At 37.0% G+C, this 18,145-nt stretch carries 14 protein-coding genes; 8 read left to right on the top strand and 6 right to left on the bottom strand.

Features of this window, described 5'->3' with window-relative positions; translation table 11 throughout:
- Positions 1-69: 69 nt before the first annotated feature.
- From CLU97_RS01705 to mfd, 6 genes are all read right to left on the bottom strand, one after another.
- A complete protein-coding gene (locus CLU97_RS01705; RefSeq protein WP_121486409.1) occupies positions 70-1,002 on the bottom strand; it encodes a hypothetical protein in 933 nt (310 codons plus the stop codon).
- Positions 1,003-1,101: 99 nt separating this feature from the next.
- Entirely contained in the window at positions 1,102-1,977 is an 876-nt protein-coding gene (locus tag CLU97_RS01710; RefSeq protein WP_121486410.1) for a hypothetical protein, read from the bottom strand.
- Between the two features lie 152 nt (positions 1,978-2,129).
- Positions 2,130-2,867, bottom strand: coding sequence for a hypothetical protein (locus tag CLU97_RS01715; RefSeq protein WP_121486411.1), 738 nt, complete (start codon positions 2,865-2,867; stop codon positions 2,130-2,132).
- A gap of 8 nt (positions 2,868-2,875) precedes the next feature.
- The gene (locus tag CLU97_RS01720) at positions 2,876-3,697 is read right to left on the bottom strand and encodes a hypothetical protein (protein WP_121486412.1); all 822 of its coding nucleotides are present in this window, start codon (positions 3,695-3,697) and stop codon (positions 2,876-2,878) included.
- Between the two features lie 2 nt (positions 3,698-3,699).
- On the bottom strand, positions 3,700-4,521 hold the full coding sequence (locus CLU97_RS01725; RefSeq protein ID WP_121486413.1) for a hypothetical protein: 822 nt from the start codon (positions 4,519-4,521) through the stop codon (positions 3,700-3,702).
- Between the two features lie 372 nt (positions 4,522-4,893).
- The gene (gene mfd, locus CLU97_RS01730) at positions 4,894-8,262 is read right to left on the bottom strand and encodes a transcription-repair coupling factor (RefSeq protein ID WP_121486414.1); all 3,369 of its coding nucleotides are present in this window, start codon (positions 8,260-8,262) and stop codon (positions 4,894-4,896) included.
- A 251-nt stretch (positions 8,263-8,513) separates the two neighbouring features.
- Between mfd and CLU97_RS01735 the strand changes: the two genes are divergently transcribed.
- The 8 genes from CLU97_RS01735 (at position 8,514) to CLU97_RS01770 (ending at position 18,069) form a co-directional block, all read left to right on the top strand.
- Complete coding sequence (locus CLU97_RS01735; protein WP_121486415.1) at positions 8,514-8,909, top strand: hypothetical protein; 396 nt, start codon at positions 8,514-8,516, stop codon at positions 8,907-8,909.
- 180 nt (positions 8,910-9,089) lie between these two features.
- Positions 9,090-9,383: a hypothetical protein gene (locus tag CLU97_RS01740; protein WP_121486416.1), complete on the top strand. Its 294-nt coding sequence runs from the start codon at positions 9,090-9,092 to the stop codon at positions 9,381-9,383.
- Between the two features lie 136 nt (positions 9,384-9,519).
- Positions 9,520-11,019 carry a GH3 auxin-responsive promoter family protein gene (locus CLU97_RS01745; protein WP_121486417.1) on the top strand — a complete coding sequence of 500 codons (1,500 nt, stop codon included), beginning with the start codon at positions 9,520-9,522 and terminating at the stop codon, positions 11,017-11,019.
- A gap of 69 nt (positions 11,020-11,088) precedes the next feature.
- Positions 11,089-11,451, top strand: a complete 363-nt coding sequence (locus tag CLU97_RS01750; RefSeq protein ID WP_121486418.1) for a hypothetical protein — start codon at positions 11,089-11,091, stop codon at positions 11,449-11,451.
- A gap of 92 nt (positions 11,452-11,543) precedes the next feature.
- The gene (locus CLU97_RS01755; RefSeq protein ID WP_121486419.1) at positions 11,544-12,779 is read left to right on the top strand and encodes an MFS transporter; all 1,236 of its coding nucleotides are present in this window, start codon (positions 11,544-11,546) and stop codon (positions 12,777-12,779) included.
- Positions 12,780-13,081: 302 nt separating this feature from the next.
- Positions 13,082-13,693, top strand: coding sequence for a hypothetical protein (locus CLU97_RS01760; RefSeq protein WP_121486420.1), 612 nt, complete (start codon positions 13,082-13,084; stop codon positions 13,691-13,693).
- A 30-nt stretch (positions 13,694-13,723) separates the two neighbouring features.
- Positions 13,724-15,820: a T9SS type B sorting domain-containing protein gene (locus CLU97_RS01765; protein ID WP_228437459.1), complete on the top strand. Its 2,097-nt coding sequence runs from the start codon at positions 13,724-13,726 to the stop codon at positions 15,818-15,820.
- A 101-nt stretch (positions 15,821-15,921) separates the two neighbouring features.
- On the top strand, positions 15,922-18,069 hold the full coding sequence (locus CLU97_RS01770; protein WP_121486422.1) for a T9SS type B sorting domain-containing protein: 2,148 nt from the start codon (positions 15,922-15,924) through the stop codon (positions 18,067-18,069).
- Positions 18,070-18,145: the final 76 nt, after the last annotated feature.

Genomic DNA, 18,145 nt, shown 5'->3' on the forward strand with positions numbered 1-18,145 from the left:
TTAAGGGATAAAAAATAAAAAACTCAATCTTAGGAAAGATTGAGTTTGAATATTGTTAAAAAAATTCTTCTATTGTGGTTTATAGATGTAATTAACGCCATATCCTTTCGTCATATAAGTCTGAAGATCATAAACGTAATTGGTACTCTTCACAATCGGAGTTGGAATAGGTGGCGTAAGATCTGTCACAGACCATCTCTTAGGATTGTTTGGAGATAAAATAAGACTTTCTTTATCATTAATTACTGTAGATAATAGTCTTGAAATTTTATATACATGCGGCAATAATGTGAATGGGCTCACCTGATCATCATATGCATAGTATTCGTAGCTGTATTTGTTTGTAACAGGGCCAGGTGCACCACCTGACATAGTACCGTAAAATCTCACTACTTTAGAAACGTTATCTCCCACATAGGTATATCCTGTTCTTGAATAGTCTGTAAAAACAAGCGGAGCTCCTGCTACATCCGGACCGTTTCTCATAATGATAGAATCCAGTTTCCCTGTAGAATTGCTGTATACTATTCTGTAAGAAGTTTTCTCTTTTTTAAGCAGCGTCTGTGGCCCCGGAGTAGTTGCAGGCGGTACAGGTGGAGGTCTTCTGAAGGTAGAACGGTTTTCAGAAATTGTCTGAAGCTTACTGTTATTGGCGTAAGTAAATAATTGGGTGTAAGATACACTGTCTTTATCAAGCTTTCCGTTCCCGTCAAGATCCAGGAAACCATTGAAATTAATCTGGCTGATTTTATCACCGCTATACATAATATTTGTAATTGAAGCGCTGTCTGTGATTACTTTAGTCACAAGAAGGCCGCTGTACTGATATTCTGCGATAGTATCTTTATCTGTAATTTCTCTGTATAATGCTCTGGGGCCGCTTAGTCCTCCGGTATTGTTAAGATCCAGCAGTGGATTCCCATCCTCATCTTGTAAATTCTTGCAGGAATGTATTGAGGAAAAACCTGCGATGAGTAAAATAAAATAGAAAATTTGTTTCATTTCCTTGTAATTGATTATTTTTTTGACAAATATAATTTTTTTTTGCCTAAAAATTGTATTATTATTTATATTCTGGTAAGATTAATGACTATACTTCTTCTATAAATTTTTATAGGTAAAAGTCACGTTCTGGTTTTTCTCAACAACTACATAACCCTGATTATCATAAGAATAACTTTGAGCCGTATTAACAGGTGTTGCCGGTGATGGCAGCTCTATGAACATTGAAGTAGGATTGTTCGGAGATATTTTGTAGAAATTAACCGGACTGATCAGGCTTCGTGTAATGAAATAGACTGATGGCAGCGTAGAATAAGGGCTTTTCTGAGCATCATAGTTTTGAAAGCTATATTTACTTATTACAGCTGTTCCCATATTCGGATTTCCGTTAATATCCAATATTCCTTTGGAACAAACTACCTGAATAACATTGTTTCCGTTGTATACAAAAGAATAATCTATAAATCTGTTATAAGCGCTTATTCCTCCTTCTTTTCTTTTCTCAAGAATTTTAGTAAGCTTACTGGTTACGGGATCGTAGGTAAATGCATAGTCACTTACCACAGATACAGACGGAGTGGCTCCTGTGGCTGTAGAAGTGGCATTGTAAATCTTTTTACCTGTAGCATCCGGAACAATATTAAATTCATAAACAAGGCTGGATGCTGCAGAGCTTACATATTTAATTTTAGTAATATTCTTGTTGGTATACGTTACCGTTCCTGTAAAATAAGCACTCCCGGAAGCAAATTCGTCTTTAGATACTGCAGCCTGCAAATCTCCGGTTACAGCCAATGTAGTGTATTCTTCCTGAGAAACATTATTAGAGGTAACCTTTGCCAACACCTTTTTAGGCGGCGGCCCATCATCCGGATTCGGGATAGATTCTGTAGGATCTGAGGTAGTATTACATGCTGTCAGCAGCCCAAGAAAAGCAATACCGGCAAACATTTTAAGAAAATAGTTTTTTACCATATAGAATATTTTTAGCTTGTCCAAATATAATTCAATTTTCCATAATACACTTCAATTTATATGAACAAATTCACAAGAAATAGAGTTAATAACCAAAAAAAATCTAAAAACATAACGTTTCTAGATTTATAATTATTGTATTATGATGAAAATTAATAAGGTTGTAATATAGATGTTGTTAAAACAGACTGTGACATATCACTATTAAGGAAGGTTGCATTCACTGCTGTTCCTACTCCAACCGTAGATCCTGAAATTGCTCTTTTTGTACAGGCTACCTTCACTTTATAATCATTTTTAGGCATAAGATTCGTAAGCGTAGCATTTAGATTAAAAATTTTATAGGCTCCGGCATCACCAAGCAATACATCTGTTCTTACCGCTCTCAACATATCATCTACAAACACTCCACAGGCAAAACTGGCAGAATTGGCACCTGTTTTCTGTACTGTTGTCTGGAATGAAAAAGTAGCTTTATTTGTTTGGCTGGTTACGGAAAAGCTATCTATTGTTCCTGTCAGGACAGACCAATTCGCGTTCAGGGGATCTCCATCACTGTAAGGGTTAGTAGATCCGTTAGTTCCAGAAAAAGTAACTCCTGTTTTATCCGCAACAGTATTGATAGAAAATACAGACATACTTCCCTGCCCGTCAGCAATTTTTATTGTTTTCCAGTCATTGGAATTTAAATCCGTATTATTATGAAGAATATCACCGGCTGTTCCGGCAGATCCTTTCAATACATCTGTACCTCCTGTTCTCAGCTCTTTTCTAAGATTCATATCTCCATTTACATCTAACGTATTAGTAGGATTAGGAGTGTTAATACCCACTTGTGCGGTTATACTAATGGTTAAAAAAATTGATGCTGCAAATAGTATTTTTTTCATGATCTGCTTTAGTTTATAATGCTGTTAAACACTTCAGGAACTTCGTATACATCTACCTTCAGAGATGATTGTGAAATAAAGTCATTGATATTAGAATACACATTAATACCAATTGTAAGCTTATTGCTGGAAGCACCATATGAGCCTAGTCTAGTGCAGGCAACATCTACAGTGTGATCTCCCTTAGCAAGATTATCCACAATTCCGATTTGGGTATGGGTAAGAAAAGGATATGAAGTAGTAATTGCCTTTAAATTCCTTTGTCTCAAGTTTACCAATTTACCGTCTACAAAAATACCGCAGGCATAATCTATCGAAGTATCTCCCGTTGTACCTACCGCTCCGAAGTCTGCCTGAACCACTGTTTCAAACTGAAAGTAAGCCTTACTTTGAGTACTGAATACACTGATCGTTTTTGAAAGCCCTTCAATCTTTTTAAAATTCGGAAGGCTGCTAAGGGTTTTTCCTTTGGTAAAAGTTGCTCCTCTTGAATCAAAAGTTACCGTAGAGTCGTCGGAAGATGTAAATGTAGCTCCAACTTTATCTGAAAAAGAGTTGTTGTAAATCAGATAAAATTTATTAGGTTCATATTCCGGAATTCGAAGCGACTTCCAGATGGGAGGAAAACCTTCTCCTCTGGAAACCAGAAGCTGATCATTATTTCCTTGAAATACAGTGTTATCAGCAGTATTAAAAACACCAATTTTATTTCTGAAATTAGTATCTCCGTTCACATCTAGTCTTGCTTTTGGAGCATCTGTTTTAATTCCTACTTGAGCCGTCACCAAAAGTCCTATGGTGAAAAGCAGTGTTGACAATATTTTTTTCATCCTTAGTTGTTTTTATAGCTTACATATTCGATAACATCTACTTTCATGGTAGATTCCAGAGTAAACTGACTGGATACTCCACTTGAAGTCTGCACATTGCGTCCGATTGCAAATTCTGAAGTACTATTTGAAGTATCAATTTTTCTGCATGCAATTTCAATATTGTGAACACCTATAGGAACGTTTTGTTCGGTATAATTAAGGGTAAAGATGTAGTCCTGAAGACCATTTTTCCCAGTATTATTATTAGAAGAGATTCTATCCGGACGTACAGCCACCAGCAATCCATTTCTGAATACACCACAGGCAAACCTTACACTTTCTATAGTGGTAGATGACTGTGCTTTCATTTCAATTCCTGTCTGGAACTGATAGGTGATTCTGTTTTTTCCGTTTTTGATGGTAAAGGTGTTTATGAGGCCATCAATCTTTTTCCATTTTCCTTTTGCAGCATCAGTAACATTGTCTCCCACTTTGCTTGTGTAGATATTATCACCCGCAACCCCGTTAGACAGAGAGGTTACCCCTAACTGATCAGACGACAGATAAGAATTGATCAACTTATACTGTCCTTCTTCCATAAAGGAAACATTCAAAGATTTCCACACAGGAGGCAAGCCCTCACCCTGAGAAACCAATACCTGGCCATTCAACCCTGCGCTTCCAGCCTGAGTTGAAGTACCACCCACTCTAAGTTCTTTTCTTAAGGTAGTTTTTCCGTTCACATCCAGAACAGATTTCGGTTTTGTAGTACCGATGCCCACCTGTGCGTTAGCGTAGAAAGAAAGAAATCCAGCCACGCAGCAATATATAATTTTGTTCATAATAAGGACTGCAAAGGTACGTATTGAAGCCCTAAAAAAGCCAGCTAAACAGCCATAAGCCTATAGAAATAAACATATTACACCATAGAATTAATCACACGAAAAAGTAGAATTATTACTACATAACTCTACTTTCTCTTCATTAAAAAAATAAATAATTGCTCCAACCCCTTACTGTTCGGGGATTTACAAGCTGTTTTTAGTCATTGGAAAGTGATTTCAGATCCCTCAAAAAGGGCTTAATTCTCTCAAACAGGAATATTACCCAATAAAAACATGATAACAATCACAAAAAAACACGTAAAAAATTTAATCTTTCTACGTGTTTTGATAATTTTTATAAAGTCATTTTTAAAAAACTAAAAATAAAATTTAATTATGTTCAATGATTGCTTTCAGCAGCACATTAACCTCATCTACATTCTTTACTCTTTCTTTCCTCATCATCAGCTGATTACCTTCTTTTCCGGGCTTTTCTTTGAGCTGTGCTTCGGCAGGATTCCGGGTTAAATAATTAATAATATGTCTGAATCTGTCTGTCTGATAGAATTTATCCTGAGGGTTTCCAGGGAAATACCCTAAGAATACTCCATTTTTCATCACAATTTTCTCAAAACCGATATCAGCGGCCAGCCATTTCAGTGAGACACTCTTCAGCAGATTTACTGCTTCTTTTGGCAGCGGCCCGAAACGGTCAATCAATTCAAGTTCAAACTGATGAAGATCTGTTTCATTGTTGATTTCTGCAATTTTCTGATAGAGCAACAGCCTTTCTTCGGTATTGGAAATATAGAAGTCCGGAAGCATCAGTTCAAGGTCAGTATCGATATTAACATCTTTTACAGATTTGAAAAGTTTCTGTCTGTCCTCTTCGTTTTCGAACAGGTTTTCAAAATCGGCATCATCTTTAAGCTCTTCTAAAGCTTCCTGCATCAGTTTCTGATAAGTTTCAAACCCCATCTCATTGATAAATCCGCTCTGTTCAGCACCCAAAAGGTCTCCCGCACCTCGAATTTCAAGGTCTTTCATTGCAATCTGGAACCCGCTTCCCAAATCAGAAAACTGTTCAATAGCTTCCAAACGCTTTCTTGCATCAGAAGTCATCATATCATAAGGAGGAGTGATCAGGTAGCAGAATGCCTTTCTGTTACTACGCCCCACCCTTCCTCTCATCTGGTGAAGATCTGCCATACCAAATCTTTGTGCATCATTAATGAAAATAGTATTGGCATTCGGAACATCTACTCCACTTTCTACAATAGTCGTGGAAACAAGAACATCATATTTTCCTTCCATAAAATCCAGAACATTCTTTTCCAGTTGCTTTCCTTCCATCTGCCCATGCCCTGTAATCACTCTTGCATCCGGAACCAGCCTCTGAATAAGTCCGGCAATATCTTTCAGGTTTTCAATTCTGTTATTGATAAAATAAACCTGACCATCTCGCTGAAGCTCGTAAGAAACGGCATCACGAAGTATTTCCTCACTGAATCCAATCAACTGCGTATCTACAGGCTGTCTGTTTGGTGGTGGAGTTTTGATAACAGACAAATCCCTTGCCGCCATTAAAGAAAACTGCAATGTTCTAGGAATAGGTGTTGCTGTCAGGGTAAGCGTATCTACATTATTTTTAAGTGTTTTCAGCTTATCCTTTACTGAAACGCCAAACTTATGCTCTTCATCAATAATCAGCAAGCCAAGATCTTTAAATTTTACCGAACTGCTTGCCAACTGATGTGTACCAATGATAATATCTACTTTTCCATTCTTTAAAGCATCTAATGTTTCTGATTTTTGCTTAGCTGTCCTGAATCTGTTGACATAAGCAACATTGACCGGAAAATCTTTCAATCTTTCTTTAAAACTTCTGTAATGCTGAAAAGCAAGAATAGTGGTAGGAACCAATACAGCAACCTGCTTACCATCTGTTGCCGCTTTAAATGCCGCACGAATCGCAACTTCCGTTTTACCGAAACCTACATCACCGCAAACAAGCCTATCCATAACGGTATCAGCTTCCATATCTTTTTTTACATCTATGGTAGCTTTTTCCTGATCCGGAGTATCTTCATAGATAAAGCTTGCCTCCAGTTCATTCTGCAGATAAGAATCCGGTGTATAAGCAAAACCTTTTGCTGTTTTTCTCTGCGCATATAATTGAATAAGGTCAAAAGCAATCTGTTTTACTTTAGCTTTGGTTTTCTGTTTTAATGATTTCCAGGTCGGAGAACCGAGCTTACTCAACACAATCTCCCTTCCATCCGGTCCGTTATATTTCGAGATCTTATGCAAAGAGTGAATACTTACATATAATAAGTCTCCATTTTTATAAGTCAGTTTAAAACATTCCTGAATCTTACCATCATTATTTACTTTTACAAGCCCCATAAACTTCCCGATTCCATGGTCAATATGGGCAATATAATCCCCAATCTTCAAAGACATCAGATCTTTCAGGGTAAGCTGTTCCGATTTTGCAAAAGTGTTTTTCGCTTTATATCTCTGGTAACGGTCGAAAATCTGGTGATCTGTGTACACAAGCAATTGATGTTCGTTGTCTACAAAACCTTCATGCAGCTCAGATTTAAAACTTTTAAAAGGCAGCTCATGTTCCAGTTCCTCAAAAATAGACTCAAGTCTTTCTTTCTGCTTTTCTGTTGAAAAAGAAATCCAGGTATCAAATCCATTATTTTGTTTTTCTTCAATATCTTCAATAAGCAGCTCAAAGTTTTTATGGAAAGAAGGTTGTGGAACCTGATCCATTTTGACTTCTGTGATATCCTTTATTCCTTCAATGACCGCTCCGCCAAAATCAATCGTCTTAAATTTTTTATAATCAAATAAAAACTCCTGATCTGAAATAAAAAGTTCCTGCGGTGTTCTGTGGGCAATATCCTTATTTAATGTATCATATTTTTCCAGAGACTTTTCATAGAATGTCCTGATTTTCTGCATACCAATCATTCCATTTTTAGAAACCACAAAACTCTCATTGGGCAACAGCTGCAGCAATGATACTCTGGTTCCGGTGACAGAGAAGTTCATATTGGAAACAAGCTGAAAATCTTTCACTTTATCTACAGAAAGCTGAGTTTCGATATCAAAAGTTTTAATACTTTCTACTTCATTACCAAAGAACGTTATTCTATAAGGTTTCTCGTAAGAATAGGAAAATACGTCTACAATTCCCCCTCTCACTGAAAACTCTCCCGGTTCTGAAACAAAATCAGCCTGCTGGAAATGATAATGATTAAGAAGTTCATCTATAAAATCGAAATCCAGCTGATCACCTACTTTTATATGATGTGAAATTGCTTTAAAGTCTTCTTTTTTTAAAACCTTTTCAGACAAAGCTCCGGCATAAGCAACAATCACCTTCGGAGATCTCCCGGAATTGATCTTATTGAGAACCTCTGTTCTTAAAACCAGATTGGCATTTTGTGTTTTTTCCACCTGATAAGGCTCAAGATGAGTTGCAGGGAAATACAGTACTTTATCCTTTCCAAGAAGGTCTTCCATCTCTGTATTGGCATACAATGCATCCTCTTTATCATCTACCAGATAAAGGATATTTTTCTTTTGAGCTAAAAAAAGCTCTGCCACAAAAATAGAAACTGAGGATCCGGCACTTCCTTTTACAGAAATATGCGGACTGTTTTCTAACTGGGTGAAAATTTCTTTCCCAAACTCTTTCTGCAAAAGATCTGGAAGAAACTTTTCGTTGATGGATTTTAATTGCATAAATAGTATTAGTGTAAACGACAAAAGCGATTTCGGGAGTTTTCCGAAACCGTTTATTGCCTTACAAAGGTACGGATATTTTTTTCTTCCTCCGAAAGAGTGAAAAACTTCTGGTTTAAAATGAATGACTTAGCTTCATAAATCTTAATTTTTTACAATTTTATTTAAGAACCTGTTAAAAAAAATTTACTTATTCTCCCGTGGCATAGTGTTTGGGACTTCCAGCCTAACCAAACATTAAGAATAATATTATGAAAAAAGCAATTAAAATCTTAGGAGTGATGATGCTGTTGGTATTTACAGCGGTATCTTTTTCGTCGTGCAGTAAGGATGACGATCCGGTAAACAATGAATTTTTTGCGGGAACGTATAAAGGAAGCGTTTCTTATAAAGACGGAAGTTCTACCAACATCAGCACAGACAACGGAAGTGTATTTGTAACGAAGATTGCCAGTGGTACCAAGTACAATTTCGCTTTCTCTAACAGTATTCCGGATCTTAACGGAATAGAATTTAATCAGGAAGGAGATCATACTCTTGTGATGATAGGTTCTACAGCAACCTCTTACATCAGAATTGATAATAATGTTCTGAAAATCCTGTACGTCAAGGATGGCAAAACGTGGACAGCCAATTGTACGCGCTAGCCATGTCTATTTATATATTATGCAAGCCTGTTTCCGTTTCCGAAGACAGGCTTTTTCATTGTAAATGAAGTGTTTTAATTTTTTTTTAAGCTGTAATAAACTTTAGTTAAGTTTGAAAATCTCATTTTTCTAGCCTGCTTTTTGTATATCTTTATTCAATAAAAACAAACAATAATTCTTATGAAAAAATTCTTATCAGCAATGTCTTTGATCCTTGGGTTAGGACTTGCAACTGCTCAGCAGACTGCTCCCGCTACGAGTGCTCAGCCTCACCACCCTGTAAAAACTACCGTAAAGGCGGCTAAGCCTGCAGAAGTAAAAGCTGCAAAGCCGGCAATGGATGCGAAAGCAGCGAAACCTGCACAGCCAGCTGCCAAAATGAAAAAAGATGGTACTCCTGATAAAAGATATAAAGACAATAAGCATCTGAAAAAAGATGGCACTCCTGATAAAAGATACAAGGAGAACAAATAAGTACAACATTAACATATAGTTGTTATTTTCATAATCAAATTTCGAAAAAGCCGATGGGATGCATTCTATCGGTTTTTTTTATGTGAAGCTTCGTAAAAATGATTCCAGATTCTTTACTTATTTATAAATTTGACCCATGTTAAACTTCTTCAAGAAAAATGCGGCGCTTATCTGGGCAAAGAAACATGTTCAAAAGGCAGAGGATTTCAAAAAAAATGCAGAGAAAAATCAGGAGGATTTATTACTTTCTCTAGTGAACACGGCTCAAAAGACACTTTTTGGGCGGGAACATGATTTTGAAAACATCCATTCTGTAAAAGAATTTCAGGACAGAGTTCCTGTAGCCGATTATGAAGATCTGAAGCCTTATATTGAAAGGATAAAAAAAGGTCAAGCCAATATTTTATGGACAGAAACTCCGGAATATTTTGCCAAAACCTCAGGAACCACTTCCGGATCTAAATACATTCCTATTTCTAAAGAAGGAATGCCTTTTCAGATTGCAGGGGCTCAAAGTGCTCTATTTCACTACATCAGCAAAAAGAATAACGCTGATTTCGTAAACGGAAAAATGATTTTCCTGCAGGGCAGCCCGGAACTGGAAGAAGTATTTGGAATAAAAACAGGAAGATTGTCCGGTATTGTAGCGCATCACATCCCAAATTATCTGCAGAAAAACCGTTTACCTAGCTGGGAAACCAATATTATGGAAGACTGGGAAACCAAAGTAGACAAGATTATTGAGGAAACAGAGCGTGAAAACATGACTCTAATTTCTGGAATTCCACCATGGCTGATTATGTACTTTGAGAAGCTGACGGAAAAACATGGTAAAAAAATCAAAAAGCTTTTCCCCAATCTACAGCTTATCGTGACCGGAGGGGTTAATTATGAACCTTATCGTGATAAAATGGAAGATTTACTGGGCGGAAAAGTGGATATTATTCAGACATTTCCGGCTTCTGAAGGCTTTTTTGCTTTTCAGGATGATTATACAAAGGAAGGATTACTCCTTTTAACCAATCACGGAATTTTCTATGAGTTTATTCCATTAGAAGACTACGGTAAACCCAATGCAAAAAGATTAACATTAAAAGAAATTGAGCTTAATAAAGACTATGCTCTGATCCTGACCACTAATTCCGGATTGTGGGCTTATTCTATAGGAGATGTGGTAAGATTCATCAGCAAAGCGCCATACAGAGTGTTGGTAAGTGGCAGAACAAAACATTTCACTTCTGCTTTCGGGGAACATGTAATTGCATTTGAAGTGGAAGAAGCCATGAAAGCCACTCTTGAAAAATACCCTGCCCAGATTACAGAATTTCATCTTGCTCCACAGGTAAATCCGGAAGATGGACTTCCTTATCACGAATGGCTGATTGAATTTGAGAAAGAACCAGAAAACCTGGAGTTGTTCAGAGATGAGCTGGATCAGCAGCTCAGAGCAAGGAATACTTATTATGATGATTTGATTTCGGGAAATATTTTACAGAAACTGCATATTACCAGACTTAAAAAGAATGCTTTCCATGAATATGCCAAATCTCAGGGAAAACTGGGTGGTCAAAACAAGACTCCGAGATTGGCTAACGACAGAAACATTGCAGATCTCTTAGAAATTTACAAAAATTAATCATATTTTTTCAATTCCAAAAACGTATATTCGAAAAAAATTATAAATTTGAAAAACTAAAAGAAAATAATGAAAGCATCTGTACTGTTGAAATCGTCTTTACTAACATCTTTATTTGTTATTACATCTTGTGCTACTACAAAATACAGCGAAGATATTTCAAAAAACAACTACTCTAATCTTGAAGCCGGGAAAATATATAAAGTAACTATGAGAGATGGCTCTCCAAAACAGACCATCCTGTTCAGAAACGTCGTTGGCGAGAACCTTGTAGGTACAGCGGGTAAGAAAGACAGTACAGAAGTAATTATTCCTAAATCTAACGTAGCTGCTGTAAAAGACAGAAGAAAAGCAAGAATTGCAGCCGGAGCTACTATTATTGGTGCTGCGGGTGTAGCTGCCATTGTATTGAGTTCTTCAAGAGCCGACTAAAATAGATTTTATCTTTTGAGATATATTTAATATATCTTTCAAAAATTGTCATATAGATAGCCCTAAATAAATTTTTAGGGCTATTTTTGTTCATGATTTCCTTTACCCCGTTACAGACATTACAAAATGTCGAGTTCAGAAATCTTCTCACCGGGAGATTTTTTATTGTTTTAGCTTTCAGAATGCTTGCCACGTTATTAGGCTGGTGGGTATATCAATTAACAAAAGATCCTTTTTCCATAGGCCTTATCGGACTTTCTGAAGTAATTCCTGCGGTAAGCTGTGCACTGTATGCGGGACACGTTATTGATATGAATGAAAAGAAGAGATTACTTCTGATCTGTAATTATGCCTATATTTTTCTGATCGGACTTCTGTTGGTTCCTGCATTCCTTGATGTGGAAATGCACTTCACAGGACATCAGATTACGTACTATATTTATGGAGTTATTTTTTTTACGGGAATAGCAAGAGCTTTTATTGGCCCTATTGTTCCTTCCATGATTCCTAAAATTGTAAAGAAAGAAAATCTTCCCAACGCGGTTACACTAAACCAGGCTACCTTCCTTATTTCTTCGGTTTGCGGGCATGCAGTAGGTGGTGTTCTTATTGGATTTATTGGTGTAAAATGGACGTTGGTTGCTATTTTATCCTTAATATTTGTGGCGTCCTTATTTTTCTGGCAGCTTAAACAACAGCATTCTGAGTACAAAAAAGAAACGGTAAATGTAGTGGAAAGTATGCGTGAAGGAATCTCTTATATTTTCAAAACCAAAGAAATTTTAGGAGCTTTATGCCTTGACATGTTTGCGGTCCTTTTTGGGGGTGCAGTAGCCATGATTCCGGTATTTGCGACAGACATTCTGAATTCAGGAGCTGAAGGTTTCGGTTTGTTGAACGCGGCTTCGGACATTGGCTCCATGTGTATCATCACTATTTTATCTATTGTTCCGCTTCGAAAAAATCAGGGAAAAATACTTCTTGCCGTTGTTACAGGATTTGGGCTTTGCATTGTAGGATTCGGGTTGTCTAAATTATACTGGCTGTCTTTTATGTTCCTTGTGATGAGCGGAATGCTTGATGGAATTTCTGTAGTGATACGAGGTACCATTGTACAGTTAAAAACACCTGACCACATCAGAGGACGTGTTTTGAGTGTGAATTCAATTTTCATTATGTCCAGCAATGAAATGGGTCAGTTTGAAAGTGGAGTTATGGCCAAATTATTAGGTGTTGTACGTTCTGTGGTATTCGGGGGCTGCATGACGGTTTTAGTGGCTTTAATTGTAGGAAGTACCAATCCTAAGCTAAGAAAAATGCAATATTAACTTATTATTTATCAACTCATTTCAAATTCATTACGGGGAAAACCGTAATTCGAAATACTTAAAATCAGAATAGATCACTTTCTATTCTGATTTTTCTTTTATACCTGTTTTTCTAAAATTAATCAGAGATTTACTTCATAAATATTCAGCTAAATCACCAATATCTTTACGATCTCCATATAATTGAACCAAAAAATAAAATACAATATTAAAAACCAATATATTAGTTTCATTAAATATATCTCAAAATCTTTAATTTAACGTTAATAATTTTTTATATTTGCTTGATAAAATATCCCCCTATGACTAAACTTTTACTAACTTTAAGCTTTTTCATTGTAGGCTGTTGGGTTGAAGCCCAAACTTTCACTGACAAAGCACTAACACAGAACGTCTTGCAGCTCAATAGCGCCAAGACAGCTAATGATTACGACAGCCTTTTCAATAAATTTTCAGCAGCAAAAACTACTGAAACATGGCAGGCCAAATACTATGCTGTTGTTTCTTTATACCTTAAAAATGAAACTCTGCTAAAGAAAGCTCCCGCAGCCAGCCTTTTGGACGACAACGCTTTAGCCAGAAAAATAGCGACAGGAATATGGACCGCACAAAGAGACAATGCGGAGATGAACATATTATTAGGCTTACTGTATTTTCAGAAAACACAGATAGACGGATCTCAAAGCAATCAGCCGGACCAAAACGTCATCTCCCAAAGTATAGCAAAAGCTGAAGCAAACTCCAGCAATAACCCGAGACTAGCTGTACTTCAAGCAAAAATTAAAGAAAAATCAGGAGATAAATCCAATGCCGACATTTTATACCGAAAAGCTTTAGGCGAATTTTCTAACCAAAATTCTTCAGACAGCAAATCTCCTTCATGGGGAAAACAATTGGTACCCACTGTCCAATAATCTGGAAATAAAAAAATTAAAATGATCAACATGAAAAAATATCTACTCGTTTTTCTATTTTTCTTAGCTCAAGTGGCTTTTGGACAGCAAGACTGTACTTCTGCCATCCCGATATGCAGCGATGCAGCTATTTCTCTTACGCCCAATGGCTGGGGAAATGTGAAAGAAGGCCAGGTAGGCTGCCTGGGTCCTAACGGAGAAAGTAACTCTATATGGCTTACTTTCAGTATAGAGACCGCAGGAACATTGACTTTTGTAGTAACTCCTACAGGTCCCACTGCAGTAGGGATTGACTATGATTTTGCTCTATATGGCCCTAATTTTAACTGTGCCAATACAACGGCTACTCCATTAAGATGTTCTTATGCCGGTGTGAATTCTACTATCATTAACCCTACCGGGCTTAATATGACTTCTACTGATACTACTGAAAACGGAGGAGGTGATGGTTATGTAAAATATATTGATGTGCTGCCTGGACAGGTATACCATCTTCTTTTAAATAATTATTCTACGGAAATTGCTCCATTTACCTTAACTTTTGGAGGAACGGCTAAACTTCTTACTCCTTTTGACAATAACTCAGCGCAGGTTTATCAGCCACATCCGTTTTTAGAGCCTGGTCCTACTCAAAACGGAGAAATCCCTGTATGTGGTAAAATCGTAAACTATGATTTTTCTACATTTTCTACACAGATCATAAATGGTAACCCTAATTTCATTGTAAAATATTATGCTTCAGCAACGGATGCATTGGATGACAACAATCCTATTACTGCCCCTACGAATATTAATGTGGCTAATACATATACATATGCAGTCAGCTATGTTGATCCGAACAGCCCAACCAGCTTTTTAAATCAGTGTAGAGATTTTGGACAAATTAAATTCATTGATAAATCTTTTACGTTAAATCCCGCTACCCTTACTTCTTGTAGCAATAACGGCTCAGGAACGGCAACGTATGATCTGTCTACAGCAACTGTGGGAGCTGCCCCTAATCATATATTAAAGTATTACCCTTCTATGTATGATCTTACCAATGGAACCAATGAGATTACCAATCCTTATGTTTTCGTTTCTGCAGAAGGTTCAGTTTTTGTAAAAGCAATCAACGAATTTGGATGTACGGCATCTGCTGAAATTACACTGAAATTCTACCCTTTAGTTACAGCAACAGATGCGGCAATAAGATCTTGTTTCATAGAATCAAACCCATCTACAGCTTTATTTAATCTTGCCAACGCACCGGTTACAAGCCCTACGGGAACTACAACCAAAAGATATTTCCCATCATTGACGGATGCAATAGATGCAACAAACGAGATATTAACGGTTAATAATTATATTGCCCCAAGCGGATTGGTGTACGTTAGAGTTTCAGACACCCGCGGATGCTATACTATTGCAAAAATTTCCTTAACAGTAATTGCTCCTGTAACATCTAGTGTTCTGAAAGACAAGATTATCTGTATGGAAGATACTACAACTCTTGATGCCGGACCTGGATTCAGCAGCTATGAGTGGAGCACAGGAGCTACTACACAATCCATCAAGAATGTTGGAGTAGGAAATTACTGGGTAAAATTAAAAACAGGAGAATGTATCGCGACTCAAAAAGTAACAATATACCCTTCTGAGCAGCCAGTGGTAACAGGTGTTGACGTCTCCAATACTACACTAACAATCAATGTAATAGGAGGAACACCGGATTACCAGTATTCTATGGATAAAATTCTGTGGCAGACTTCTAATACGTTTACTAATATTGCAAGAGGAACTTACAAAGTATACGTAAAAGATGCTTACGATTGTGATCCTATTGAAGTTACGATAGTGGTTCCTAACCTTATCAATATGATTACTCCAAACGGAGATGGTGTGAATGATGTTGTAGATTATTCTGCAATAGCAGACAAACAGAACCTTGTATTAAGTATCTTTGACAGATACGGAACAAAAATCCACCAGGGAGACAAAACCAACGGATACAAATGGGACGGAACTATTGCCGGCAAGAAAATCCCAACAGGTACCTATTGGTATTCTGTAACCTGGAATGAAAATGACAAGAAGAATACTCCTTTCAAGTTTTCAGGATGGATTGTTGTAAAAAACAGAGAATAATCATCATATAATAAGAGGAAGCCGCTTTGGCGGCTTTTTCTTTTACACATTATAGAAAAAAAATTATTGATTTCAGTTTGGTTTAACAAAAACTTTTAACAATGAAAAAAATACTACTTCTTTTTATTTTACTGATAACACAATTGGCTTACTCACAATCCGACTGTGTTACAGCTATTCCTATCTGTGGTAACTCTGACATTTCTTACACTCCTTCAGGCCCAGGAAATATTATAGAAATCCTAAATCAGAATGGAGGATGTCTTAGTACCAATGAGAGATATACTGTTTGGTATACTTTCACTGTATCTACACCAGGTACACTCGCTTTTAAAATAAAACCTAACGATCAAAGTGATGATTATGACTTTGCGGTGTATGGACCAACCTTAAACGGTTGTGCTTCTTTACAGAATGCGGATCATGTTTTTATACAGCCAATAAGATGTAACTATAGCGGAACTCCGGGAGATACAGGTCTGGATCTTACTCTTGCTCCGCCTGCGGTATTCCCTACCAACCCTCCTGGTACTACAGCCAGTATGAACAATGGTAAATGGAGCCCTTATTTGAATGTATTAGTAGGCCAAACTTATTATTTGGTTATTGATAACTTCAGTAGATCCACCAATGGATTTTCTTTAGAATGGTCAGGAACAGCAAGCTTAAGCTCAGCATTTAACGATCCTGTACTTTCTCCTTATCCATTTATCCCACCGGGAATTCCAGGAGTTAATCCTAATGATCCAGCTCAGGTGATGGTTTGTGCATTACCTACACAGTTTGATTTCACAACACTTTCCGCAGCTATCATTAATGGTAACAGTACTAACTTCAAGGTTACTTATCATAAAACAACCAATGACGCCCTTACAGGACAAAACCCTCTTACGGTAACAACAGTAGACGGAACAACAACATATTATTACAGAATTGTATACCAAGACCCGAGTAACCCGAATAATCCGATCAACGGATGTTTCATAACCGGAAAATTCAAGTTTGTGAATGCTGGGATTACAGCAAACACCGCTACTCTATATTCTTGTAATAATAACGGAGCTGGTACTGCGAAATATGATTTAACCACTGCCAATATTTTTGGCGGAACAGGAGCAACCATCAAGTATTATGCTACCACCGCTGATATGAATGCAGACATTAACGAAATTACTGATCCTGTTAACTATATTTCTCCAGAAGCAACGATCTATGCAAAAGTAATTTCCACTTTCGGATGTATTGCAACAACAACCATCAGACTATTATTCTACCCAACAGTAGTATTAAAAGATGCGGTACTTCAAAACTGTTATATTGACAATGATGTTACCCGTTCTACATTTGATCTTTCCAAAGCTGATATAGGTGTACCTGTTCCAACTCCTACAGGAACTATTATTAAATATTACACTTCTGTAGCAGATGCAAAAGCACAGACTAACCCTATTGCAACCCCATTCAATTATCTTTCTGAAAGCAAGACAGTATATGCAAGAGTGGATAATGACAAGCAGTGTTATTCTATTGCCAAAATTGAGCTTGTAGTATTACCTCCTGTAAAATCTGCCGTATTAAAAGACAAAACAATCTGTGCAGAAAGCAAAACAAGTTTGGATGCAGGTCCTGGATTTGTAAGCTACGAATGGAGCACTGGAGAAACTACACAGTCTATCAACAATGTACCAGTAGGAGTATATTGGGTAAAACTTCAGACCGGAAAATGCTTCACACTTCAGGAAGTACGTATACATGCAAGTCTTCAGCCTGTAATTTCAGGAATAGAAATATCAAATAATAACATCACTGTAACTGCCACAGGCGGAGTTCCTCCTTACAAATACTCTGTAGACGGTATCAAATGGCAGGATTCTAATATCTTCACCGGACTTCCAAGAGGTGAAAATACAATCTATGTAAAGGATACTTACAACTGTACTCCAATTCAGGTGACTGTTACGGTTCCAAATCTTATTAATGCTATCACCCCGAACGGAGATAACGTGAATGATGTAATTGATTATTCTGCGCTGGCCTATAAGAAAAACCTGATTTTCATTGTGTATGACAGATACGGAAACAAACTTCATGAAGCCGACAAAATGAGAAACTTCACATGGGACGGAACAGCCTTCGGCAAGAAAATTCCAACCGGAACTTATTGGTACACGATCTCATGGAACGAAAATAACAAAAACAGTACAGAAACCAAATACTCAGGTTGGGTACTGGTAAAAAATAAAGAATAGGTTTTTACGAAAATTTTTTGAAAAAATCACCTCAGTCTGAGGTGATTTTTTTTATCAACAAGTTCAACCTCCTGTT

The organism is Chryseobacterium sp. 7 (assembly GCF_003663845.1).
Classification (GTDB): Bacteria; Bacteroidota; Bacteroidia; order Flavobacteriales; family Weeksellaceae; genus Chryseobacterium.

Excerpts from the sequence above, each read along its gene's own strand:
- CLU97_RS01705 (WP_121486409.1), bottom strand. The coding sequence starts at position 1,002 with ATGAAACAAATTTTCTATTTTATTTTACTCATCGCAGGTTTTTCCTCA.
- CLU97_RS01710 (WP_121486410.1), bottom strand. The coding sequence starts at position 1,977 with ATGGTAAAAAACTATTTTCTTAAAATGTTTGCCGGTATTGCTTTTCTT.
- CLU97_RS01715 (WP_121486411.1), bottom strand. The coding sequence starts at position 2,867 with ATGAAAAAAATACTATTTGCAGCATCAATTTTTTTAACCATTAGTATA.
- CLU97_RS01720 (WP_121486412.1), bottom strand. The coding sequence starts at position 3,697 with ATGAAAAAAATATTGTCAACACTGCTTTTCACCATAGGACTTTTGGTG.
- CLU97_RS01725 (WP_121486413.1), bottom strand. The coding sequence starts at position 4,521 with ATGAACAAAATTATATATTGCTGCGTGGCTGGATTTCTTTCTTTCTAC.
- mfd (WP_121486414.1), bottom strand. The coding sequence starts at position 8,262 with ATGCAATTAAAATCCATCAACGAAAAGTTTCTTCCAGATCTTTTGCAG.
- CLU97_RS01735 (WP_121486415.1), top strand. The coding sequence starts at position 8,514 with ATGAAAAAAGCAATTAAAATCTTAGGAGTGATGATGCTGTTGGTATTT.
- CLU97_RS01740 (WP_121486416.1), top strand. The coding sequence starts at position 9,090 with ATGAAAAAATTCTTATCAGCAATGTCTTTGATCCTTGGGTTAGGACTT.
- CLU97_RS01745 (WP_121486417.1), top strand. The coding sequence starts at position 9,520 with ATGTTAAACTTCTTCAAGAAAAATGCGGCGCTTATCTGGGCAAAGAAA.
- CLU97_RS01750 (WP_121486418.1), top strand. The coding sequence starts at position 11,089 with ATGAAAGCATCTGTACTGTTGAAATCGTCTTTACTAACATCTTTATTT.
- CLU97_RS01755 (WP_121486419.1), top strand. The coding sequence starts at position 11,544 with ATGATTTCCTTTACCCCGTTACAGACATTACAAAATGTCGAGTTCAGA.
- CLU97_RS01760 (WP_121486420.1), top strand. The coding sequence starts at position 13,082 with ATGACTAAACTTTTACTAACTTTAAGCTTTTTCATTGTAGGCTGTTGG.
- CLU97_RS01765 (WP_228437459.1), top strand. The coding sequence starts at position 13,724 with ATGAAAAAATATCTACTCGTTTTTCTATTTTTCTTAGCTCAAGTGGCT.
- CLU97_RS01770 (WP_121486422.1), top strand. The coding sequence starts at position 15,922 with ATGAAAAAAATACTACTTCTTTTTATTTTACTGATAACACAATTGGCT.